The organism is Sphaerotilus sp. FB-3, assembly GCF_023706025.1.
In the GTDB taxonomy this organism is placed as follows: domain Bacteria; phylum Pseudomonadota; class Gammaproteobacteria; order Burkholderiales; family Burkholderiaceae_C; genus Sphaerotilus; species Sphaerotilus sulfidivorans.
This window is the reverse complement of record NZ_BQWE01000016.1, coordinates 214953-237474: the sequence shown is the minus strand read 5'-3', so window position 1 is coordinate 237474 and position 22522 is coordinate 214953. Positions and strand designations below refer to the sequence as shown.

21 protein-coding genes are annotated in these 22522 nt (G+C 69.9%); 14 read left to right on the top strand and 7 right to left on the bottom strand.

All coding sequences use genetic code 11. The features are described from left to right. Positions 1–96: 96 nt before the first annotated feature. Positions 97–1119, bottom strand: a complete 1023-nt coding sequence (locus NFT33_RS09325) for a M23 family metallopeptidase (protein WP_251674811.1) — start codon at positions 1117–1119, stop codon at positions 97–99. Between NFT33_RS09325 and NFT33_RS09320 the strand changes: the two genes are divergently transcribed. Next, positions 1099–1464 (top strand): hypothetical protein, encoded by a 366-nt coding sequence (locus NFT33_RS09320; RefSeq protein WP_241462048.1) that lies wholly within the window; start codon positions 1099–1101, stop codon positions 1462–1464. The genes NFT33_RS09325 and NFT33_RS09320 overlap by 21 nt on opposite strands. A gap of 6 nt (positions 1465–1470) precedes the next feature. On the opposite strand, the gene gpmA is transcribed toward NFT33_RS09320, so the two are convergent. Then, a complete protein-coding gene (gene gpmA, locus NFT33_RS09315) occupies positions 1471–2214 on the bottom strand; it encodes a 2,3-diphosphoglycerate-dependent phosphoglycerate mutase (protein WP_251674809.1) in 744 nt (247 codons plus the stop codon). A gap of 95 nt (positions 2215–2309) precedes the next feature. Here gpmA and NFT33_RS09310 point away from each other — a divergent pair, with 95 nt between their 5' ends. The 3 genes from NFT33_RS09310 (at position 2310) to NFT33_RS09300 (ending at position 5077) form a co-directional block, all read left to right on the top strand. Beyond that, positions 2310–2720, top strand: coding sequence for a rhodanese-like domain-containing protein (locus NFT33_RS09310; RefSeq protein WP_149502487.1), 411 nt, complete (start codon positions 2310–2312; stop codon positions 2718–2720). A 66-nt stretch (positions 2721–2786) separates the two neighbouring features. Next, positions 2787–3044, top strand: a complete 258-nt coding sequence (grxC, locus tag NFT33_RS09305) for a glutaredoxin 3 (RefSeq protein ID WP_149502486.1) — start codon at positions 2787–2789, stop codon at positions 3042–3044. Between the two features lie 143 nt (positions 3045–3187). After that, entirely contained in the window at positions 3188–5077 is a 1890-nt protein-coding gene (locus NFT33_RS09300) for a potassium transporter Kup (RefSeq protein ID WP_251674807.1), read from the top strand. On the opposite strand, the gene rrtA is transcribed toward NFT33_RS09300, so the two are convergent. After that, positions 5025–5681, bottom strand: coding sequence for a rhombosortase (gene rrtA, locus NFT33_RS09295; RefSeq protein WP_220787054.1), 657 nt, complete (start codon positions 5679–5681; stop codon positions 5025–5027). The genes NFT33_RS09300 and rrtA overlap by 53 nt on opposite strands. Then, positions 5660–8389 carry a bifunctional [glutamate--ammonia ligase]-adenylyl-L-tyrosine phosphorylase/[glutamate--ammonia-ligase] adenylyltransferase gene (glnE, locus tag NFT33_RS09290; protein WP_251674805.1) on the bottom strand — a complete coding sequence of 910 codons (2730 nt, stop codon included), beginning with the start codon at positions 8387–8389 and terminating at the stop codon, positions 5660–5662. Before glnE ends, rrtA begins: the two co-directional genes overlap by 22 nt. 196 nt (positions 8390–8585) lie before the next feature. On the opposite strand from glnE, the gene NFT33_RS09285 reads away from it, so the two are divergent. The 10 genes from NFT33_RS09285 (at position 8586) to NFT33_RS09240 (ending at position 18426) form a co-directional block, all read left to right on the top strand. Further along, a complete protein-coding gene (locus NFT33_RS09285; protein ID WP_251674803.1) occupies positions 8586–12839 on the top strand; it encodes a YhdP family protein in 4254 nt (1417 codons plus the stop codon). 2 nt (positions 12840–12841) lie between these two features. Then, positions 12842–13660 carry a carbon-nitrogen hydrolase family protein gene (locus tag NFT33_RS09280; RefSeq protein ID WP_251674916.1) on the top strand — a complete coding sequence of 273 codons (819 nt, stop codon included), beginning with the start codon at positions 12842–12844 and terminating at the stop codon, positions 13658–13660. Positions 13661–13783: 123 nt separating this feature from the next. Then, positions 13784–14152 carry a hypothetical protein gene (locus NFT33_RS09275; protein WP_251674801.1) on the top strand — a complete coding sequence of 123 codons (369 nt, stop codon included), beginning with the start codon at positions 13784–13786 and terminating at the stop codon, positions 14150–14152. Beyond that, positions 14133–15293, top strand: a complete 1161-nt coding sequence (locus tag NFT33_RS09270) for a hypothetical protein (RefSeq protein WP_251674799.1) — start codon at positions 14133–14135, stop codon at positions 15291–15293. The genes NFT33_RS09275 and NFT33_RS09270 overlap by 20 nt, the downstream gene beginning before the upstream one ends. A 183-nt stretch (positions 15294–15476) precedes the next feature. Further along, the gene (locus tag NFT33_RS09265) at positions 15477–15689 is read left to right on the top strand and encodes a hypothetical protein (protein WP_251674797.1); all 213 of its coding nucleotides are present in this window, start codon (positions 15477–15479) and stop codon (positions 15687–15689) included. Between the two features lie 165 nt (positions 15690–15854). After that, positions 15855–16487: a LysE family translocator gene (locus NFT33_RS09260; RefSeq protein WP_251674794.1), complete on the top strand. Its 633-nt coding sequence runs from the start codon at positions 15855–15857 to the stop codon at positions 16485–16487. A 42-nt stretch (positions 16488–16529) separates the two neighbouring features. Continuing rightward, on the top strand, positions 16530–16904 hold the full coding sequence (locus NFT33_RS09255; RefSeq protein ID WP_251674792.1) for a DUF1304 domain-containing protein: 375 nt from the start codon (positions 16530–16532) through the stop codon (positions 16902–16904). Next, the gene (locus tag NFT33_RS09250; RefSeq protein WP_251674790.1) at positions 16901–17425 is read left to right on the top strand and encodes a DUF1993 family protein; all 525 of its coding nucleotides are present in this window, start codon (positions 16901–16903) and stop codon (positions 17423–17425) included. The genes NFT33_RS09255 and NFT33_RS09250 overlap by 4 nt, the downstream gene beginning before the upstream one ends. Positions 17426–17449: 24 nt before the next feature. After that, positions 17450–17842: a VOC family protein gene (locus NFT33_RS09245; RefSeq protein WP_251674788.1), complete on the top strand. Its 393-nt coding sequence runs from the start codon at positions 17450–17452 to the stop codon at positions 17840–17842. After that, positions 17794–18426, top strand: a complete 633-nt coding sequence (locus tag NFT33_RS09240; protein ID WP_376744146.1) for a DUF924 family protein — start codon at positions 17794–17796, stop codon at positions 18424–18426. The genes NFT33_RS09245 and NFT33_RS09240 overlap by 49 nt, the downstream gene beginning before the upstream one ends. Positions 18427–18446: 20 nt before the next feature. Here NFT33_RS09240 and NFT33_RS09235 read toward each other — a convergent pair whose 3' ends face one another. The 3 genes from NFT33_RS09235 to NFT33_RS09225 form a co-directional block, all read right to left on the bottom strand. After that, entirely contained in the window at positions 18447–19664 is a 1218-nt protein-coding gene (locus NFT33_RS09235) for a carboxylate--amine ligase (protein WP_251674784.1), read from the bottom strand. A 210-nt stretch (positions 19665–19874) separates the two neighbouring features. Beyond that, on the bottom strand, positions 19875–21185 hold the full coding sequence (locus NFT33_RS09230) for an FAD-dependent monooxygenase (protein WP_251674783.1): 1311 nt from the start codon (positions 21183–21185) through the stop codon (positions 19875–19877). Beyond that, positions 21182–22483 carry a carboxylate--amine ligase gene (locus tag NFT33_RS09225; RefSeq protein ID WP_251674782.1) on the bottom strand — a complete coding sequence of 434 codons (1302 nt, stop codon included), beginning with the start codon at positions 22481–22483 and terminating at the stop codon, positions 21182–21184. Before NFT33_RS09225 ends, NFT33_RS09230 begins: the two co-directional genes overlap by 4 nt. Between the last annotated feature and the right edge of the window lie 39 nt (positions 22484–22522).

Genomic DNA, 22522 nt, shown 5'->3' with positions numbered 1-22522 from the left:
GAACAAGGTGGTTTGAGGTGCGGCCGGGTTAGAGCAGCGCGGCAGGCCAGGCCGGCACACCTGGTCAGGCGTGCCCTCGGACGGATTTCGAGTTTATCACCGGCCTTTTGCAACTCTGCCGGAGCCGGGCAGAGCCTCCCCGGGCCGGGGTGGCAGATCGGCGTCGAGCCGCTCGCCCAGCGCGAGGAAGCGCGCCGGATCCTGCTGCACGCCCTCGAGCAGCACCTCGAAATGCAGATGAGGCCCGGTCGAGCGGCCGGTGCTGCCCACGCGCGCCACCGTCTGGCCGCGGCGCACCAGCTCGCCCGGACGCACCAGGATCTCGCTGCTGTGCGCATAGCGGGTGACCAGACCCTGGCCGTGGTCGATCTTCAGCGCCAGGCCATAGGCGCCGTCATGCTGGGCCTCGATGACCCGACCGCCCGCGGCCGCGCGGATCGGCGTGCCGACCGGTGCAGCGAAGTCCAGCCCGGTGTGCAGCGCGGTGCGGCCGTTGAACGGATCGATGCGGAATCCGAAGCCCGAACCGATGGCGACCTCGACCGGCCGGATGCTGGGCACCAGCATCTGCTCGAGCCGGCGCGACAGCAGCCGGGACTCGGCCAGCACCAGCAGGTCGGACTGGCGATCGGCCTCGAGCTCGATCTGCTGCATCAGCTGCTCCAGCCGGGCGGCGCCGCCGCCGGACGGCGCCGGCACGAAGGGGCCGCCGCCCGGCCCGGAAGCAGCGGGGCTGGCCTGCGAGGTCGCGCGGCCCGCCTCGTCGAGCGCACGCAGCTCCTCGTTCTTCAGGCCGGCCAGTCCGGACACCCGCTCGCCGACCGCCTCGATCTTCAGCAGCTTGGCCTGCAGCTCGCCGAGCTGCAGCGCCATCGCCTCGACGTTCTCGCGCAGGTAGCGCTCGCGGTCGACCGCATCGCGGCCGATCACCGGGCCGACGATCTGGCTGACCACCGGCCAGCCTTCGCGCACCGCCTTCAGGAAGACGAAGTGATAGACGGTGCCCGACAGCAGCAGCAGCGCCAGCAGCAGCGCGCCCAGCATCAGCCACAATTGCAGCGGCCGCAGGTGCAGGGAGCGCGTGCGGGCCAGTCTGCCATGGGTGATCAGGATATCCATCGTCGCTTCGTTCCTCGTGCCGCGCCGGGCGCCTCAGTCTCGGTGCCGGACCCGCTGCCACTGCAGCGGGCGCTGAACCAGTGCGAGCCGCTGCAGCGGCTGCAGCAGCGGCTGGCCCAGTCGGGCGCGCGCATGGAAGCGGTGCGCCCGCTTCTGCCGGCCGCGCTGCTGCGCCATGTGCGCAGCGGCCCGTCCGATGACGAGGGCTGGACGATGCTGGCCGGCAACCCGGCCGTCGCCGCCAAGCTCAGGCAGCTGCAGCCCCGGCTGGAAGCGGCGCTGAAACAGAAGGGTTTCCAGCGTACCGGGATCCGGATCCGGGTTCAATCACCGACGAATCCGTGATCGGGCTCAGGCCTTGCCCTGGTTGGCGACCGCGGCGGCGGCCTTGGCGGCGGCCTCGGCATCGCCCAGGTAGTAGGACTTGATGGGCTTGAGGTCGGCGTCCAGCTCGTAGACCAGCGGAATGCCGTTGGGAATGTTCACGCCGACGATGTCATCGTCGCCGATGTTGTCCAGGTACTTGACCAGCGCGCGGATCGAATTGCCGTGCGCCGCCAGCACGATGCGCTGGCCGGAGCGGATGGCCGGGGCGATCGCCTCGTTCCAGAACGGCAGCACGCGCGCGACCGTGTCCTTCAGGCACTCGGTCAGCGGCACCTGCTCGGGCGCGAGCCGGGCGTAGCGCGGATCCTGGCGCTGGCCGCGCGGATCATCCGACGCCAGCGCCGGCGGCGGGGTGTCGTAGCTGCGGCGCCAGACCAGCACCTGCGCGTCGCCGTACTGCTTGGCCATGTCGGCCTTGTTCAGGCCCTGCAGGCCGCCGTAGTGGCGCTCGTTCAGGCGCCAGTCCTTGACGACCGGCAGCCAGTCGCGGTCCATCGTGTCCAGGCAGTGGTTCAGCGTGTGGATCGCGCGCTTGAGCACCGAGGTGTAGGCCACGTCGAACTCGTAGCCGGCCTCCTTGAGCAGGCGGCCGGCCTGGCGGGCCTGCTCGACGCCAGTGGCGGTCAGCTCGACATCGGTCCAGCCGGTGAAGCGGTTTTCCAGATTCCAGGTCGATTCGCCGTGGCGGATCAGCACAAGCTTGTACATGGCAGTCGGTCGTCGTCGGGTTGCAATCGGCGCGAATTCTATAATCCGCACCCTTGCCAACCCTTGCGCGCGGCCCCGTCCGACGCCGAACTTCCGTGAACTTCCTTCTCGACAACTGGATCTGGCTGCTGACCGCGATCGCCTCGGGCGCCGCGCTGATGCTGCCGAACCTCGGCAAGGGCGGTGGCGCCGATGCCGTCAACCCGAACGGCGCGGTGCAGCTGATCAACCGCGAGAAGGCGGTGGTGATCGACGTGTGCGAGCCGGCCGAGTTCGCGGCAGGACACATCGGCGGCGCGCGCAGCATTCCGCTGGGCCAGCTGGAAGGTGCCAAGGGCCTGCCGACCAACAAGACGCTGCCGCTGGTGCTGGTCTGCGCCTCGGGCATGCGGGCGCGCAAGGCCGCGGCGGTCGCACGCAAGCTCGGCCACGAGCGGGTGCATGTGCTCGAGGGCGGCCTGGCCGCCTGGCGCGAGGCCGGCCTGCCGGTCGAGAAGACCGCCTGAAACACGGCCCGGCCATCCGGGCCGACAATCAGGCCTCTCCGACCCGCAGCCTCACCGCACCACGCCATGAACCCCGTCAGGATGTACACCACCCAGGTCTGCCCCTACTGCATTCGCGCCAAGCAGCTGCTGCAGGCGCGCGGCGTGGCGCAGATCGAGGAGATCCGCATCGATCTCGATCCCGCGCAGCGCATGCAGATGATGGAGATCACCGGCCGGCGCACCGTGCCGCAGATCTTCATCGGCGACACCCATGTCGGCGGCTGCGACGACCTGATCGCGCTCGACCAGCGCGGGGGCCTGCTGCCGCTGCTCGGCAGCTGAACCCGAGCCCCTGAATCAGGGCCGCTGAACCCGGGCGTCGGACCTGAGGGTTCGGCGCCACACCGACCGTGCGCAAGACCGCACGGCAGGCGCACAATCGTGACTTGCGAACACTGGCGAATGTCACGATCCGCCCTCCTCCGGTGAGCTCATCCCACTCGCAGCAGCCCGGCTCCCGCCGCGACCTGGCGCTGCTGACCCTCGGCGCGCTTGGCGTCGTCTATGGCGACATCGGCACCAGCCCGCTCTATGCGCTGAAGGAAGTCTTCCACGCCGGCCATGTGCCGGTCACGCCCGACAACATCCTGGGCGTGCTGTCGCTGATCTTCTGGACGATGACGATCATCGTCTCGCTGAAGTACGTGCTGCTGATCCTGCGCGCGGACAACAACGGCGAAGGCGGCCTGATCGCGATGCTCGCGCTGGCCACCCATGCGGTGCGCGACCGCCCTCGCCTGCACGGCGTGCTGTTGATGCTGGGCATGTTCGGCACCGCGATCTTCTATGGCGACGGCGTCATCACGCCGGCCATCTCGGTGCTGTCGGCGATGGAGGGCCTCGAGGTCGCGGCGCCCAGCCTGCACCCCTTCATCCTGCCGCTGACCCTGCTGGTGCTGACCGGGCTGTTCGCGGTGCAGCGCTTCGGCACCGGCGGCATCGGCCGCGCCTTCGGGCCGATCACGCTGGTGTGGTTCGGCGTGCTGGTGGCGCTGGGCCTGCCGCATGTGATCGAGCACCCGGCGGTGCTGGTGGCGCTGGATCCGCGGCATGCGATCGGCTTCTTCGTCGGCCACCCGCTGGTGGCCTTCATCGGCCTCGGGGCCGTGGTGCTGTGCGTGACCGGCGGCGAGGCGCTCTATGCCGACATGGGCCACTTCGGCAAGCGGCCGATCCGCATCGCCTGGTACGGCGTGGTGATGCCGGCGCTGGTCGTCAACTACTTCGGCCAGGGCGCGATGCTGCTGCGCGATCCGGCGGCGATCGAGAACCCCTTCTTCATGATGGCGCCGGACTGGGCCGCGCTGCCGCTGGTCGGGCTGGCCACCGCGGCCACCGTGATCGCCTCGCAGGCGCTGATCACCGCCGCCTTCTCGGTCACCCGACAGGCGATCCAGCTCGGTCTGCTGCCGCGCATGCGCATCCTGCACACCTCGGTCAAGGACCTGGGCCAGATCTACATCCCTTTCGTGAACTGGGGGCTGTACCTGTTCATCGTGCTGGCGGTGGCGCTGTTCAAGTCGTCCACGAACCTGGCTTCGGCCTATGGCATCGCGGTGACGCTGGACATGACGATCACCACGGTGATGACCTTCTTCGTCATCCGCCACGGCTGGAAGTACCCGCTGCCGCTGTGCGTGGCGGCCACCGGCTTCTTCTTCGTCATCGACATCGCCTTCTTCGCCTCGAACATGCTCAAGCTGTTCGGCGGCGGCTGGTTCCCGCTGGTGATCGGCATCGGCATGTTCACGCTGATGCTGACCTGGCGCCAGGGCCGCGCGCTGATGAGCCACCGGCTGCGCGACGACGCGATCGAGCTGCGCACCTTCCTGGAGGCGATCTTCGTCAGCCCGCCGCTGCGGGTGCAGGGCACCGCGGTCTTCCTGTCGGCCGAGCCGGACATCACGCCCAATGCGCTGATGCACAACCTCAAGCACAACAAGGTGCTGCACGAGCACAACCTGTTCGTGACGGTGCGCCACCACGACATCCCGTGGATCGGCTTCGAGCGGCGCATCACGATGGAGCCGCTCGGCCATGACTGCTGGCAGGTGACGCTGAACTTCGGCTTCAAGAACGAGCCCGACGTGCCCGAGGCGCTCAAGCTGCTGCAGGGCCGCGGCGTGCCGCTCGACCCGATGGACACCAGCTATTTCCTGTCGCGCGACATCGTGATGCCCACGCTGGGCGAGGGCATGTCGCTGTGGCGCGAGAAGCTCTTCGCCAACATGCACCGCAACGCGGCGGCCGCGGCCGACTTCCTCAGCCTGCCGGCGAACCGGGTGGTCGAGCTGGGCTCGAAGGTCGAGATCTGAGCCCGAGCGCCGCGGGCAGCGCCAGCAGCAGCCCCGCGGCCAGCAGGCCGCACAGCAGCCCGGCGGCATGCGCCAGCGGCGCGATGCGGATGTCCCAGCCCGGCGGCTGCACCTGCAGCACCGCCCAGGGCTGCTCGCTCAGCACCTTCAGCACCAGCCCCAGACCGAGTGCGGCGCCCAGCCCGCGCTCGGCGCGCAGCCGCCCGGGCTGGACCAGCAGCGCCACCGCCGCCACCGCCGCGCCGGCATGCAGCACGCCGGAGAGTCCGCCATAGCGCAGCAGCGCCGGCTCGGCCAGCAGCGCCAGATGGGTCAGCGGCCAGGCCAGCGCCCAGGCCAGCGCCGCCTCGCGCGGCAGCCGCGCGACATGGCCCAGCAGCAGCAGCAGCAGCGCGCCGGCCAGATTGGCGCCCAGATGCATCAGGCTGAAATGCACCCAGGCGGCGCTCCAGCAGCGCCAGGGCTCGGCCCAGGCCAGCGCCGGCTGCCAGGTGAGCACCTGCCGCGCCAGCCCCGGCCCGGTGCCGACCAGCAGCGCCGGCAGCACCAGCAGCAGCCCGACCGCGCTCCAGAGCCGGTCACTCAGCCGAAGACCGCCCGCCACAGCGCCAGCCCCGCCTGACGGTGCGCGGCCAGCGCACCGAGTTCGGCGATCTCGGTCTGGGTGCTGGCCTCGTCCAGGCGCGCGCGGTGCTGGGCGCGGCGCAGCTCGCGGTAGGCATCGGCCGCCGCCAGGCCCACGCCGGCCGGCAGCAGCGCGGCCCGCTCGGCCCGCTGCAGCAGCGCGATGTTGCCGACATCGTCCTGCAGCTCGGGATGCGCGGCGCTGTGCGCCAGCACCAGCCACTGCACCGCGAACTCGATGTCCATCATGCCGCCGCGGCCGTGCTTCAGGTCGAAGCGGGTCGGTCGCACCGGATGGGCCTCGCGCACCCGCTCGCGCATGGTGGCGATCTCGCGGCGCAGCGCATCCTGGTCGCGCGGCGCGGTCAGCACCGCGCGGCGCACTTCCTCGAAGCGAGACGCCAGGCTGGCATCGCCCGCGCACCAGCGCGCCCGGGTGATGGCCTGATGCTCCCAGGTCCAGGCGGTGTTGCTGCCGCGTCCCTGCTGGTAGCGCGCGAAGGCCTCGATCGAGGTGACCAGCAGGCCGGAGTTGCCGTTCGGCCGCAGCGCGGTGTCGATCTCGTAGAGCGCGCCGGCGGCGGTGCGCAGCGACAGCCAGGTGATGACCTTGCGCGCGAAGGCCGCATAGACCTCGGGCGCGCGCTCGTCGTCGTCGTCGTAGAGAAAGACGATGTCGAGATCGCTGCCGTAGCCCAGCTCCTTGCCGCCGAGCTTGCCGTAGGCGATGACCGCGAAGCGCGGCTGCTCGCGGTGGCGCTGGCGCAGATGGCGCCAGGCCCAGGACAGCGTCAGGTCGAGCATCGCGTCGGCCAGCGCCGAGAGGTCGTCGGCGACCTGCTCGACGCTGATCTCGCTCTCGACATCGCGCACCAGCGTGCGGAAGGTCTCGGCATGGTGCGCGCGGCGCAGGGTGTCGAGCAGCTCGCCCTCGTCGGCCTCGCCGGAGCGCACCCAGGCCTGGTGGCGGGCCTCCAGATCGCGCGACAGCGCGCCCGGCTCGAAGCGCTCGCCCAGCAGCCGTGCATCGGCCAGCTCGTCGATGACGCCCGGATGCAGCATCAGGTAGCGCATCGGCCAGCGCGCCAGGCCCAGCAGACGCAGCAGCCGGCCCAGCACCTCGCCGCGCTCGGCCAGCAAGGCCAGATAGCTGTCGCGGCGCAGCAGCGGCTCGATCCAGTCGATGAAGCGCAGCAGCGCGGTGTCGCCGATGCCAGGCATGTCGCGGCTGAGGCGGCGCGCGCGCATCAGCAGCTTCGCCAGCCGCGCCCGGCCCTCGTCGCGCAGCAGCGCCACCCGGGGCGAATCGACCAGCAGCTTCAGCCGCGCCGCCAGCTCCGGCGACAGGCCGTCGAGCAGCACCGGGCTGTCGAGCGTCGGCGGCGGGCCGGAGCAGCCGCGGCAGGTGCCGCCGCTGCTGCCCGGCCGGGGCGGCGAACTGCGCCCCTCGTGCAGCAGCGCATCGAACTCGGTGGCCACCAGCTCGCGGTGCGCGCACAGCGCGTCGAGCAGATCGCAGGCCTCGGCGTTGCAGCTCAGCCGCATCGAGGCGGCAATCCAGCGCAGATCGACGTCGACCGTCGGCAACAGATGTGTCTGCTGGTCATCCAGATACTGGATGCGATGCTCGACCTGGCGCAGGAAGGTATAGGCCGCGGCCAGCCGGTCGGCGGTGTCCTGCGGGATCAGGCCGACCCCGGCCAGGCGCTGCAGCGCCTTCAGCGTCGGGCGGGTGCGGATCTCGGGGAACTGGCCGCCGCGCACCACCTGCAGCAGCTGCACGATGAACTCGATCTCGCGGATGCCGCCGCGCGAGAGCTTCACGTCGTTGGCGCGCTCGGGCCGGCCGGCGGCGCGGCGCATCGCCTCGTCGCGGATCTTCTGGTGCAGCTGGCGCAGGCTCTCGAAGACGCCGTAGTCCAGATAGCGGCGGTAGACGAAGGGCGTGACCACGTCGCGCAGCGCGCGCGCGCGCCCGGAGGTGACCGCCTCGCGCGGCGCCACCACCCGGCTCTTCAGCCAGGCGAAGCGCTCCCACTCGCGGCCCTGCACCAGGAAATACTCCTCCAGCATCGCCAGGCTGACCACCGGCGGGCCGGAGTTGCCGTTCGGGCGCAGCGCCAGGTCGACGCGGAAGACGAAGCCGTCGTCGGTCAGGTCGCCGATCAGCGCACGCAGCGTGCGCGCGACCTGCGAGAAGTACTCGTGCGCCGAGATGACGCCTGCACCGTCGGCCCGGCCGGCGGTGGCGCCGTCTTCCTCGTAGACATAGATCAGGTCGATGTCGGAGGAGACATTGAGCTCGCGGGCGCCCAGCTTGCCCATGCCGATGATCCAGAAGTCGATCGGCGCGCCGGTGGCGGTGCGCGGCGCGCCGTGGCGCTCGTCCTGCTCGGCGCGGGCGAAGGCCAGCGCGGCCTCCAGCGTCACCTCGGCCAGCTCGGTCATCGCGCGGGTGACGGTCTCGACCGAGGCCTGCTGCTCGACATCGAGCACCACCAGGCGCTCCATCACCAGCTGGCGCACGATGCGCAGCGCCGAGGCCAGCGGGCGGCCCTGCGCCAGCACCGTCTGCAGCGCGGCCTCCATCGTCTCGCGCACCGGCTCGCCCGGGGGCAGCCAGGCCAGGGAATCGCCGCGAACGCGGCGCACGCGCTGCACATAGCGGCTGTGGTCCGCGCGGGCCATGAGGGCCGGCGTCGGATCTTGCGCCTGCGGAAGGGTATCGATCGAATTCATTCGGGTCTGTGCTAGCTTCTCTGCTTCCATCCTGCCGGCGCCTGTGCTGCTCGCTGCGTTCATGTCTGCCCCTCCCCGATCGCCCGACGCGCTCGCCGATCCGATCCCGACTGCCGACACTTCCGGATCCGCCTCGACAGGCAGGATGCCTCGCCTGCTGCGCGGACTGGTCGGCACGGCAGCAGGCCTGGGCATCATCGTGCTTGCGGCATGGCTGACCTTGCAACGGGGGATTCTGCCGCGCGCCGACCTCTGGCGACCTCGACTGGCGCAATGGGCCTCGCAGACGATCGGCATGAAAGTGCAGATCACGCACATCAAGGTGCTGGGGGACCTCTGGGCGCCGACGCTGCGGCTCGACGGCGTGCAGCTGCTCGACCCGCAGGGCCGCGCCGCGCTGCAGCTGGGCCGCGCCGAGCTGCGCATCACGCCCGGCTCGCTGATTCCGCTGCCGCAGCGCGGCTGGGCGCCGCGCATGGACCGGATCGTGCTGCAGACGCTGGTGCTCGACATGCAGCGCGACGCGCAGGGCCGCATCCTGCTCGCCGGACTGCCGATCGCGCCGGCGGACGATCGGCGCGACGCGGACGACGGCAGCAGCGCGCTGGCCGACTGGCTCTTCAGCCAGCCCGACATCCGGCTGCAGGACGCGCGGCTGCGCTGGCAGGATGCGCTGCGCCCGCAGGCCGGGCTGCTGGAGCTGGGCGATGTCGACATCGAGCTGGGCAACCGCCTGGGCCGCCATGTCGCGCGGCTGCAGGCCACGCCCCCCGCAGGCTGGGGGGATCGCTTCACGCTGAGCGCCGATCTGGCCGGGCCGCTGCTGTCGGCCTCGCGCTGGCTGGCACCGGGCGACTGGCGGCGCTGGTCGGGCGAGATCCGCGCCGACTGGCCGCATGTGGACGTGGGCCGGCTGCGCCGCCACATCGACCTGCCCTTCGACCTGATGGAGGGACGCGGCCAGCTCGGCAGCCGGCTGACGGTGCAGGAAGGCGGCCTGGCGCAGGCCGGGCTGGACCTGCGCCTGGAGGCGGTGGCGCTGCGGCTGGCCCAGGCGCTGCCGCCGCTGACGCTGCACCGCATCGCCGGGCGGCTGGAGCTGGAGCGCGGCGAGGACGGCAGCCGCATCCGCGCCCGCGGCCTGTCCTTCGAGCTGCCGGCCGACGGCCAGGGCCGCGAGGCCGCGCACTGGCCCGACACCGATCTGACGCTGACGCTCGAGGGCCGGCCCGGCGCGTGGCAGGGCGGCACCTTCGCGGCCTCGCGGCTGGATCTGGCGCTGCTGGCGCGCTCGGCCGAGGCCATGCCGCTGGGCGGGCCGATGCGCCGCCTGCTGGCCGAGACCCGCCCGAGCGGCCGGGTGCACCAGCTGCGCTACGACTGGAGCGGCGAGGCCGAACTGCCGACACGCTGGCGCGCCCGCGGCCAGGCCGAGCAGCTCGGCCTGAGCGCCGAGCCGGCCACCGCGCAGCTCGAGCGCACCGCCACGCCCGGCCGCCCCGGCCTGCACGGCGCGCGGGTCGACTTCGAGGCCACCGAGCGCGGCGGCCGCGCCGGCGTGCGCATGGGCCGCGACGGCGCGCTCGAGTTTCCCGGCGTCTTCGAGGAGCCCCGGGTGCCGGTGCAGCGGCTGCAGGCCGAGGTGCGCTGGACGCTGCAGCGCAGCCAGCCGCAGGCCCGCCCGGCCATCTCGGTCGAGGTGCGCCAGGCGCGTTTCGCCACCGCCGACGGCCAGGGCGAGTTCTCCGGCCGCTGGAAGAGCGGCCCGCCCGGCGGCGAGCGCTTCGGCCGCGACGGCTGGCTGCCCGGCCATCTGGACATGGAGGCCCGGGTCGACACGCTGCGCGCCGAGCGGGTGCACCGCTACCTGCCGCTGGGCATCGGCGCCTCGACCCGGCATTACCTGGCCAACGCGCTGCGCGAGGGCCAGGCCCGCGAGGTGCGCTCGCGGGTGCGCGGCGCGGTGCTGGACTTTCCCTACACCGGCCGCGACGAGCCCGGGCAGTTCCTGATCGAGGGCCGCTTCGAGCAGGTCGGCTTCGATGCCGCGCCGGGCAGCCGCTGGCCGCTGTTCTCCGAGGTGTCGGGGCGGCTGCGCATCGACGGCAACCGGCTGACGCTGGAGGACACCCGCGGCCGGCTGGGCCAGACCGGCAGCGGCCGCTTCCAGCTCGAGGGCGTCGAGGGCGGCATCGCCGACTTCGTGCACGACCCGGTGCTGAAGCTCTCCGGCCAGGGCCGCGGCCCGGCCGCCGACATGCTGAGCTATCTGGTCGACAGCCCGATCGACGGCTGGCTGGACCATCTGTTCACCCCGGTGCGCGCCGAAGGCGAGAGCCGGCTGGCGCTGGATCTGGCCATTCCGGTGCTGGAGGCCGAACGCACCACCGTGCGCGGCCGGGTCGAGCTGCAGCAGGCGCGGCTGCGCATGCGGCCGGACACGCCGGAGCTGACCGGGCTGGACGGCCGGCTGGAGTTCAGCGAGCGCGATTTCAGGGTGCTCGAGGCCCGGGCGCAGGTGGCCGGCGGGCCGCTGCAGTTCGCGGGCCGGCTGGGCGATGACAGCCAGGTGCGGCTGAGCGGTCAGGGCCGTGCCAGCCTGGAGGGCCTGCGCGCGCTCGACGAGCCGGCGGTGCTGCGCTCGCTGCTGCAGCCCTTCGACGGCGAGGCCGACTACCGCATCGAGCTGGGCCTGGGCCGGCTGGGCACCCGGCTGGCGATCGACAGCGATCTGGTCGGGGTGCGCTCGCCGCTGCCGGCGCCGCTGGCCAAGCCGGCCGCGCAGGCGCTGCCGCTGCGGGTGAGGCTGGAGCCGGCGCCCGATGGCGCCGAGCTGCTGCGCGTCGAGGCCGGCAGCGTGGCCCGGCCGCTGCTGCAGGTCGGCTATCTGCGCGACGCCCAGGCCGACGGCAGTGGCGCGGTGCGACGCGGCCGCATCGCGCTGGGCGAGGCCACCGTCGAGGGCCAGGATCCCCGCGCCTGGCCGGCGCGCGGCGTCGATGCGCTGGTGGCGCTGCCGGCGCTGTCGCTCGACCGCTGGCAGCAGTGGCTGCATCACGAGGCCCCGGCCGACTGGCGCGCAGGCGCGGCAGCGCCGGCCGCCCCCGCACCGGCCGCCTCCAGCAACGCCACCAACGCCAGCAACGCCAGCAGCATCGATCCCGGCCCCCTGCCCGGCCGCATCCAGCTGCGCACCGAGCGGCTGACGCTGGGCGGGCGACGCTTCGACCGGGTCGAGGCCCAGCTGCAGCGCGACGCCACCCGCAGTGACCGCTGGCTGATGCGCCTGCAGGCCGATCAGCTCGACGGCGAGGCCGAATACACCGCCGCCGCACCCGCCCGCCAGCGCCCGGCCGCGCTGCGCGCGCGGCTGTCGCGGCTGATGCTGACGCCGCACACCGAAGCCGGCGCCGAGCCGGTGGCGCCCGCCTCGCCCGGCGCCGACGCCACCGGCACGACCGGCACCGCGCAGCGCCTGCCGCAGATCGACCTGCAGGCCGATGCGGTCGAGTTCGCCGGCAAGCCGCTGGGGCGGCTGGAGCTGCGCGCCGGCCCGCGCGCCAGCGGCGGCTGGCTGATCGACCGCCTGGCCCTGCTGCGGCCCGAGGCGCGTCTGGAGGCGGTCGGGCTGTGGCTGCCCGGCACCGCGCCGGTGGCCACCGGCGACCCGACCGGCCAGACCCGGCTGACCTTCCGCCTGGACCTGATCGACGGCGGCGCGCTGCTCGACGCGCTGGGCTGGCCGGGGCAGATGCAGGGCGGACGCGGCCACCTCGGCGGCCAGATCCAGTGGCCCGGCACGCCGACCGACTACGCCACCGCACGGCTCGGCGGCCATCTGCGGCTGGATCTGGACCAGGGGCGCTTTCCGCAGGCCGATCCGGGCGCCGGGCGGCTGCTGGGCGTGCTGAGCCTGCAGTCGCTGCCGCGGCGCTTCCTGCTCGACTTCCGCGACCTGTTCCAGAGCGGCTTCGGCTTCGACCGCATCGACGGCGACATCGCCATTCGCCAGGGCCAGGCCAGCACCCGCAACCTGCGCATCCGCGGACTGCAGGCGATGATCCTGACCGAGGGCAGCACCAGTCTGGCGCAGGAAACGCAGGATCTGCATGTCTGGGTGGTGCCCGACCTCAACGCCGGCGCGGCCTCGCTGGCCTATGCGGTGATCAATCCGGCCGTCGGCCTGGGCACGCTGCTGACGCAGATGGTGCTGCAGGGCCCGCTGGCCGACGCCGCCACCCGCGAGTTCCGCATCACCGGACGCTGGGACACGCCGGACGTGACCAGCGTCGACCGCAGCACCGGCGCGCGCCCGCGTCCCGACCAGGGCGCCGCGCCCCCGCCGTCGTCGTCGTCTTCGTCGTCCTCTTCTTCGCCGCAGGAGCCACGCACGCCATGAGCATGAAGATCGCCGCCGTCCAGATGGTCTCGGGCCCGCGCCCGGACGAGAACCTCGACCGCGCCGAGGCGCGGGTGGCCGAGGCCGCCGCGCAGGGCGCCGAGCTGGTGGCGCTGCCGGAATACTTCTGCCTGATGGGCCTGCGCGACCGCGACAAGCTGGCCATCGCCGAGCCCGATGGCGACGGGCCGATCCAGCGCCGGCTGGCGCAGATCGCGGCGCGCCACCGGGTCTGGCTGGTGGCGGGCTCGCTGCCGCTGGCGGTGCCGGGCGACGCCGATCACGCCACCAACACCACGCTGGTCTTCGACCCCGAGGGCCGGCGCGCCGGGCGCTACGACAAGATCCATCTGTTCCGCTTCGACGACGGCGAGCGCCGCCACGACGAGGCCGCGACGCTGCGCGCCGGCCACGCCCCGCTGGCGCTGGACATCACCGCCCGCGACGGCCGCGCGCACCGCACCGGCGTCACCCTCTGCTACGACCTGCGCTTCCCCGAGCTGTACCGCCAGCTCGCCAGCCCGCCGTGCAGCCTGATGGTCGTCACCGCCGCCTTCACCTGGCCCACCGGCCAGGCGCACTGGGAACTGCTGCTGCGCGCCCGCGCGGTGGAAAACCAGTGCTGGCTGCTGGCCAGCGCGCAGGGCGGCCAGCACGAGAACGGCCGCCGCACCTGGGGCCACTCGATGATCGTCGACCCCTGGGGCCAGATCGTCGCCGAACTCCCCGAGGGCGAAGGCATCGTCGTCGCCACGCTGGACGAGCAGCGCACCGCCGAGATTCGCACCCGGCTGCCGGCGCTGGAGCATCGGCGGCTCTGAGCTGCACGGTCCCCACGCCTGCCGGCTCCGTCGTCATCGACCCGGCCGGGGGCAATCCGCGCCAGGGCTGGCGGCGCTGGCGCATCAGCGGATCGAGAAATTCATCACGCCCCGCACGGATTCATGGATCCGCAGACGAACAATCCTGAAATCACTGCGCTGACTGCCATTACAAAGATGGCGTCAACGGCAAACCCTGCTGCAGGGTTTGGGATCGATTTTTACGTGGGAGAGAGCATGCCTCTTATTAAGCAAATTCGTGACGCGGTCGAATCCGGCGACCTGAAGCAACCATTCACCGTACAAGATCTCAAAATTTGGATTAAGAAAATGAATATAGTCAAGGAAGATGGCTCGGAATATGCCGAAGCGTCCATTAATTCCATACTTTCGAACTCAGACACAAAAAATGTGCCGACGACAAACAAGAATGTTAAGACAATGAATAGCATGACTAACAACGGAGGCAATCGTGCATACTGGTTTGAATAAAATTGGCATCTGGAAGTCTTTCTTTCAATTTGCCTTGCTTCCCATTTTGAGCATATTTCTTGCCTCTTGCGGCGTGATACAAGCCTCAAATATCGAAGAAATGGGAGACAGCGACAGGCATCATCTTTTGTCAAGAAAAACAAATAAAGAACTTTGCAATGCCTACAACAACGCATTTATAAAAATAAACACGGAGCGACAAATTGAAAAAATTCTTCGGGGAAGGAATGTTGCCAAATGCGAAGCATTGGCAAAAGTTCGTTTAATACCCCTTGATATTGCAAACAACAACACGGCAGAAAGCGCAAAATCTATACCGGTTGTTTCGACAAATGCCCAGCATCGCGAATCAACCCCAGTAGCACAAGCCCAACCCGTAATGCCGGCAATTGTTTTTGGCAACAAAGAGCAACTCGTCAGTGACATTGAAGCAATGCGAAATGAAGACCTAGCCAAGGGCAGCTTCGAATCGAATCAGGAATACTCCACCAGGAAGAATAAATATTTCGAGCAGTTCAAACAAGGAAAAGGGTATCGCATATCACTTGATATCAATAATCCTCAAAACAAGAAAGACAAACTCGTCTACTTTGAACCTGATCGCCAAGAGCTTATTGTTTCTATGCCAGCGATAAATCGAGACCTTATCTGGTTGGATGCGGAGGGAAAAAGCAATTTGAAATGGATACATCATTCGTTTATACAAGTCCACTCTACCGATCACAAATTAAGAACATACAAAGCAAGCAACAGGCTTGGGACTTCAATTGAAGTTATCGAAATGGCTATAACAAGATACGGACTTGCAGTACTCAGTCAAGCCACAAAGGACTATAGCAAAGACTTGCGTCAATCATTCGTTACACAAATCAGTAAGGGTGAAGCGAGAGAACTGCTTGAAAAAGGAAAAATAGTCTTGGAGGTTGCTTTTGATCCGCGTTACCCAATTAGTAAGGGCAACCCTTTTTTGCTCAAGCACTCCGATACAAAAAAACCAACATTTGATCAGCCAATTGATCTAGCCGATACTCGATATGCAATTCCGGTTAGGCTGTTAAAAATTCTCTTAATTAACAAGTCCGGTGACGAAGTATTTTCTGCAAGCGGTCAGCAGATTAATGTCACATCAATTACTGACTAGTACAACTGGCTTTGTTGCATAAAGCGGCATTCTTTCCAGAGCCCCACTCTGGCGCAACAATCGTGCGCCTTATGCTGAGCAAGGTTCTTTCTTTATATGGACTTTCTCAGCAAGGAAATTTTTTTCTGCAACAGAGCCCTGCACATTCCCCTTCATTGATATTCAGGGTGTTGCACTTCGGGTTTGAATCCGCCCTTCACCACCCTGTGGGCCTGGCTGACCGGTCAACCCGACCCGCTGGTGGTGGCCGCGTGGCAAATGGTCGCCTGGCCGCTGCTGGCCGGGGTGGCGCTGGTGACGATCGGGCCGGTGTTGCGACTTTTGCCTGAGCGGCTGCGGCTGTCGCGGCGCGGGGCGTGGATGGGCCTGGGGCCGGCGCGGAACGGCGCGGGCTGAACTTTTGCCATCTCAGGGTGCGCGCTGGGCAAGCGCGGCGCCCATGGCGCAGAATCCTCCGCACCGGGCTCAGTGCGAGGGAAGGACATGGCCCTTTCACGGCCCTCTCACGGGTCAGGCCGCATCGCCCCCCTTCCCCCTCTCCACCCATCCGACACAAAGCCGATGACGCTCTCCACCTGGCTTCTCTACGTCGCCGCGGTTCTCGTCCTGACGATGACGCCGGGGCCCAGCGTGCTCATGTGCATCTCGACCTCAGTTCAGCACGGACCACGCCGCGCACTGGTCGCGTCCCTTGGCAGCACCACGGCCATCGCCTGCCTCATGCTTCTTTCCATGCTCGGCCTTGGCACGGTCCTGGCCGCATCGGAGGCGCTCTTCTCCGCGTTGAAGTGGCTTGGCGCCGGCTATCTCGCCTACCTCGGAGTCGCGTCCCTGCGCTCGAAGGCATCGAGCCTGGCCGTTCCCGACGCGTCGCTTCCACAGGTCAGCGCTCGCACGCTCTATGCGCGTGGCGCGCTGGTCGGGGCCAGCAACCCCAAGGCGCTCCTGTTCTTTGGCGCGCTCTTCCCTCAGTTCATCGATCCCTCGGCGCCTCAGCTCGGCCAATTCCTGATTCTCGGAGTCACCTTCATCTTCTTCGAGCTGTTCTGGCTTTCCATCTACGCGCTCACCGCGGCGCGAGCCCGCCAATGGCTGCAGAAGCCGCGCCGGGCCACACTTTTCAACAGGATCACCGGCGTGGTCTTCCTGGTCGCGGCCGGGCTTCTGGCAAGCACCCGGCGCAATGCGGTCTAGCCTCAGCACAACCACGACCGGTCATTGAAGAAAGGGGCACACATGCTGGCAACCGCCGCAGACATTGTCGTTCTGCTCATCGCCATCCTTCACGTCTACATCCTCGTCCTGGAGATGTTCCTGTGGGACAAGCCGAAGGGCATGAAGACTTTCGGCCTGAAGCCTGACTTCGCGGCACAGACCAAAGTCCTGGCGGCCAATCAGGGGCTCTACAACGGCTTCCTCGCCGCGGGCCTGTTCTGGGGCCTCTACCAGGGCGAAGCGGGGTTTTCCGTCAAGGTCTTCTTCCTGGGCTGCATCCTGGTGGCCGGCCTGTACGGGGCGGCGACATCCAGCAGGAAGATCCTGTTCATTCAGGCCGTCCCGGCCACGGCGGGGCTGGTCCTGCTGCAGCTGGCAGGGCGGGTCGGCCCATGAGCAGCGCGTCTTCACCGACATTCGACGCATGCGTTCCCGTGTTGCTTCGCTATCTCGAAAGCCTCGAACGCATCGTTGCCGCCGTGGAGGCGCTGCCGCCGGCGCGGCATGTGCCCGCACTCCTGACCCGACTGGCGCCGGACATGCTTTCCATGCACGGTCAGGTGCAGACCGCCGCCTACTTTGCGCTGAGGACGGCATATCCTCTGGCAGGCCTCGCGGTTCCGCCCTACATGCCGGTGGAGCCAGACACCACGGCGCTGCGCGAGAACATCAGGCACACCCGCCGGCTTGTTGAAGCCCTGTCCCCAGCCCAGTTCCAGCATGCCCAGGCACGGCACATCCGCGAGAAAGCGGGCGACACGACCCTCGAGCTGCCGGCGCAGACCTTCCTGAGCGAGTTCGCCCTGCCCAACTTCTTCTTCCACCTGAGCATGGCCTATGCCATTGCCCGCAGTGTCGGATGCGCCATCGGCAAGGCCGACTACGACGGACTGCATGTCTACCGGAACCCGGCCTGATTCCCTGCTGCCAGGAGCCCCCCCATGAAACTCGGCTACACCATCGTCTACGTTCCCGATGTGGCGGCCTCGCTGGCCTTCTTCGAGACGGCCTTCGGCCTGTCGCGCCGCTTCCTGCACGAATCCGGCGACTACGGCGAACTGGACACCGGCGAGACGACGCTGGCCTTTGCCTCGCTCGCGCTGGGGCGCATGAACCTGCCGGCCGGCTTCGTGGCCGCCAGTGAATCCCCCGTGCCACTCGGCATGGAAATCGCGCTGGTCACGCCCGACGTGGCCGCAGTGCACGCCCGGGCCCTGGCTGCCGGCGCGGTGGAATTGCAGGCGCCTGACGCCAAGCCCTGGGGCCAGACCGTCTCGCATGTGCGCTGCCCGGCGGGCACGCTGGTCGAGATCTGCTCGCCGGTGCAGGCATGACAACCGAACCGAATCGAACTGCAGTGAATCCCCCGGAGCGACCCGCCATGCACAGCACCGTCCTGACCTTCTGGTTCGAGGAACTGCAGCCCGCACAGTGGTGGCGCGTCGACGCTGCGCTGGACGAGCGCATCCGCACGCAGTTCGGCGCGCTGCATCAGGCCGCCCACGCGGGCGAGCTGGCCGCGTGGCGCGATCAGCCGGACGGGCGGCTGGCCGAGATCATCGTGCTCGACCAGTTCTCCCGGAACATCCACCGCGGCACGCCGCTGGCCTTCGCCTGCGACCCGATGGCGCTGGCCCTGGCGCAGGAGGCGGTGCGCGCCGGCGCGGACCGGGCGCTGCCCGTCGAGCGCCGCGCCTTCCTGTACATGCCCTACATGCACAGCGAATCGGCCCGCATCCACCAGGACGCCGAGCGGCTGTTCCGCACGCAGGCGCCGCAGGCCAATCACCAGGCCGAACTGCAGCACAAGGCCATCATCGACCGCTTCGGCCGCTATCCGCACCGCAACGCCATTCTCGGCCGCACCTCCAGCGCGGAGGAACTGGCGTTCCTGCAGCAGCCGGGGTCGAGTTTCTAGGGGGCGCGGCCCCTGCCCCGTCAGGCCGCGCCCGGCCCCAGCCGGCTCCACACCCAGCGTCCGCTGCCGCGCAGCTTGCCCAGCAGCCAGTCGAGCGTCATCTGCACCGGCGGGCCCATGTCGGCGGGATCGAAGGCGCGGAAGACGGTGCGCGGGTGCAGCATCGACAGCAGTCCGCGCAGCAGCGGCTCGCGGCCCTGGCGGCGGCGCACGAGAAAGGCGCGCAGGTCGGCGCGGCCGTGGCGGTAGCGCAGCCCCGTGCGCCAGGGGGTTTCGGGCAGCGGCGGGCGGCCGCAGACCTCGCGGTGCACCCGTGCCGGCAGGTTCAGCCCGGCACGCGCCAGCAGCAGGCTCGCGCCGCTGGCGCGCGGGTTGATCTCCAGCAGCCACATCCGGCCGGTGCGCGGGTCGCGGCGGAAGTTCATCGACACCATGCCGCGCAGCTTCAGACGCTGCAGCATCGCGCGGGCCTCGGCCTCCAGCGCGGGCATCGCCACCGTTTCCAGATGGCAGGCGGGGCCGAAATCGGCCGGCCAGTTGCGCAGCGTGCGGGTGGTCGCCAGCGCCACCGGCGTGCCGCCACGCGCGATGCAGGCATGCACCGTCCACTGCTGGTCGACATCGCCGGGCACCCGGTCCTGGATCACCAGCTCCAGCCCGTGCGGCGCGAGCTGGCAGCACAGCCGCATCAGCGCCTGCGCATCCTCGACCTGCACCGCGCGGCAGCGCGACAGCGCCGGATCGATGCCCGGCCGGTGCCAGCAGCCGGCCCGCGCCGGCTTGACCACCACCGGATAGGCCAGCGTGCGGCCCAGCACCTCGACCTCCTCGAGCGTGCGCGGCGCATGCAGCGCCGGCACCGGCAGATCATGCTGGCGCGCCAGCTCGGCGAAGCGGCGCTGGTCCTGCAGCCGCGCGATCATGTCGGGCGAGGACGACAGCCACAGCGCGGTGCCGACCAGCTCGGCATGCAGCTCGGCCATCACCCGCAGGTCCGGATCGGCCGAGGCGAACACCGGCAGCGCCTGGCCGTGGCGCATGCGCAGCTCGCGCAGCACCTTCAGCAGCCGCTGCGGATGCTGCGTGAAGTCGCGCGCGCAGATGAACTCGATGCAGTGGCGCGAGTAGCCGGAGGGCGGAAACGGGTACTCGCCGACCACGATCACCGGCACGCCGTCACGCCCCAGCGCGCGCACCAGGTTCAGGTCGGCACCGGGCGCGCCCCTGCAGGCCAGCACGACGGCAGGCAGAGGAGCAGGCGAGGACGAGGAAGTCGGGCTGGACGAGATCATGGCCGGTCGCACGAGCTGGCGCTTGAAATGAAAGAAATACAGCGTGATCGTCGCCGTCGTGCGGTCCGGCGTCGCCCCCCTGAAACGGGGTCGGCGGCGATGCACCGGCGCGCGGCGGTGCATTTGCACGCACGGCGCGTGCCGGCCCGCCCCGGCTCAGCGCTGCCCGAACATCATGCGCCGCGCCAGCAGCGACTTCAGCGGCCCGGCCTGCTCCAGCGCCGCCAGCGCCGAGCCGCGCAGCGTGCCCAGCCCCGGCAGGTTCCAGGTGAAGCTGCGGGCGAGGAAATCGGTGGCGGCGATCATCGCCCAGCGGTCGGGCGCACGCTGCCACTCGACCCGGCGCAGCGCCTGGTCGACATCGTCGCTGGCGGCCAGACGGCGCACCAGCTCGTGCGCGTCGCGCAGGCCCAGGTTCAGGCCCTGGCCGGCGACCGGATGCAGCGTCTGCGCCGCGTTGCCGATGCGCACCGTGCGGCCGCGCACCAGCGTGCGCTCGGCATTGAGCCCGAGCGGGAAGCACTTCAGCGGCCCGATGCCCGCCAGCCGCCCGACCTCGCCCGGCAGCAGATGCGTCAGCACCGCCAGCCGCTGCGCATCGTTCAGCCCGGCGACCGGATCGTCGCCGCTGTCGACGCACCAGACCAGCGAGAAGCGCCGCCGCGTCGCCTGCCCCGGGCGCTCGATCAGGCCGGGCAGCGGCAGCAGCGCCACCGGCCCCTGCGGCGTGAAGCGCTCGTAGGCACAGCCGGGCTCGCCGCCCTCGACCTCGACGGTGCCGACCCAGGCGCTCTGGCGGTAGTCGCGGGTGACGGCGCGGCGCGCCTGCTCGGTGTAGACGCCGCCCTCGGCGATGACCGCCAGATGGTGCGTCTCGACCAGCCGGCCGCGCTCGCCGCAGGGATCCGCGCCCTCGCCGGGCAGCTCGGTGGCCAGATCGACCTCGACGCCGGCCGGCACGGTGCGCACGTCCAGCACCGGCCGGCCCCACGGCGCGGACAGGCGCTGCGGCTCGCGCGCGCAGGCCGCCAGCCAGGCCGCGCGCATCGGCGCGACCAGCCGGCCGTAGGGAATGACCGCGCCGAGCTGCTCGACGCGCTCGTCCTCGGCGCGGATGCGCAGCGCCGGCGCCGCGCCGCGCCCGAGCAGCTCCATCAGCCCGGGCTGCTGCTGCGAGACATGCACGCAGCGAATCGGCTCGGCCTGCTCGGCCATGGCGTCCCAGACGCCGAGCCGGCGCAGCTCGACCACGCTGCCCTGCGACAGCGCCAGCGTGCGCGGGTCGGCGGTCACGTCATGCGAGGCGGGCAGGCGGTCGTGCACGCAGATGCGCGCCTGCGGCAGGCGCCGCGCCGCATGCAGCGCCAGCGCCAGCCCGACCGGGCCGGCCCCGATCACGGCCAGATGCAGGGACGCAGGAGAGGCCGCGGGGGCGGACAAAGGCGAGCCGGTCGTCGAAGTGGTCATGGGTGCCGAGGCGTCTGAGGGTCTTCGGCCGGCCGCCGCCGCGGCGACTGGCGTGAAGCCTTCATTTTCCTCGCGATCCAGCGCGACGTCAGCACCAGGGCCGGGCGCGGATCGTCCAGGCTCAGCGTCTGGCAGACCAGCGGCCAGCGCAGCAGCGAGCGCAGGTAGTCGCTCCAGCGGGTCAGGCCCTCGGCACGGTACTGGCGCACCGCCCGCAGATCCTTCAGCCCGTTGACATACCAGCGCCCGGCGCGGACCGGCGGCGCCGGATCGGGCGCCGGCAGGCCCTGCGCATCGCGCCAGGCCAGCCACGGCAGGTTGACGCCGCAGCGGGTGGTCAGGATGCCCCACTGGCTGACACGCGGATTGATCTCCAGCAGCAGGAACTCGCCGGTGCGGCAGTCGCGCTTGAAGTTCATGTTGGCGATGCCGCGATAGCCGATGCGCGCCAGGATGTCGAGCGCCAGCGCCTCCAGCCGCGGCTCGTTCAGGCTCTCGACCAGGCAGCCGCTGCCGGCATGCGGCGGCCAGATGCGCCACTTGCGGCCGCTGAACACCGCCTGCGCCCGGCCATCGCGGCCGATGAAGGCATGCACATCGAAATGCTCCTCGTCCGGGCCCTCGATGAACTCCTGCACCAGCGAGGTCGCCCCCAGCGGCAGCAGCTGCGCACACAGCGCCATCAGCTCGTCGACATGGTCGACCCGCAGCGCCTTGGCCCGACGCACCGCCTCGGGCAGCCCCGGCGACTGGCACCAGGCCTGCGGCGTGGCCGGCTTGACGATGGCCGGAAAGCGCAGCCGCTCGGCCGCATCACGGACCTCGGCCAGCGAGGTCGGCGCAAAGGTGCGCGGCACCGGCAGCCGGTGCGCGGCAGCCAGGCGGTCGAACTCGGTCTTGTCCATCAGCCGGCGCACCAGGTCCGGATCGGGCAGGGTCGAGACGATGCAGTCCGACGCGCCCTGGGCCAGCAGCCGGGCCAGCACCTCGAGATCCGGATCGGCCGAGGCCAGCACCGGCAGCGGCCCGCCATGGCGCGCCGCCAGTCTGCGCAGCGCCTGCAGCAGCGCCTCGGGCTGCTCGGAGAACAGCGGCACCTGGACAAAGTCGCTGCAGTGACGCGACAGGCGTGCCGGCGGCTCGGCGTACTCCGCCACCAGGATGGCCGGCACCCCGGCCAGACCGAGCGAGCGCACCAGATTCATGTCGCCCTCGCTGGCCCCGATGCAGGACAGCACGACGCACGGACGCGGGCCGGCAGACGGCAGGAAAGAGGCGGAAGGAAAGGGGCGGGACATCCGGAGCTCCGTTCAGATGCTCCGGATTGTCCTTTGCAA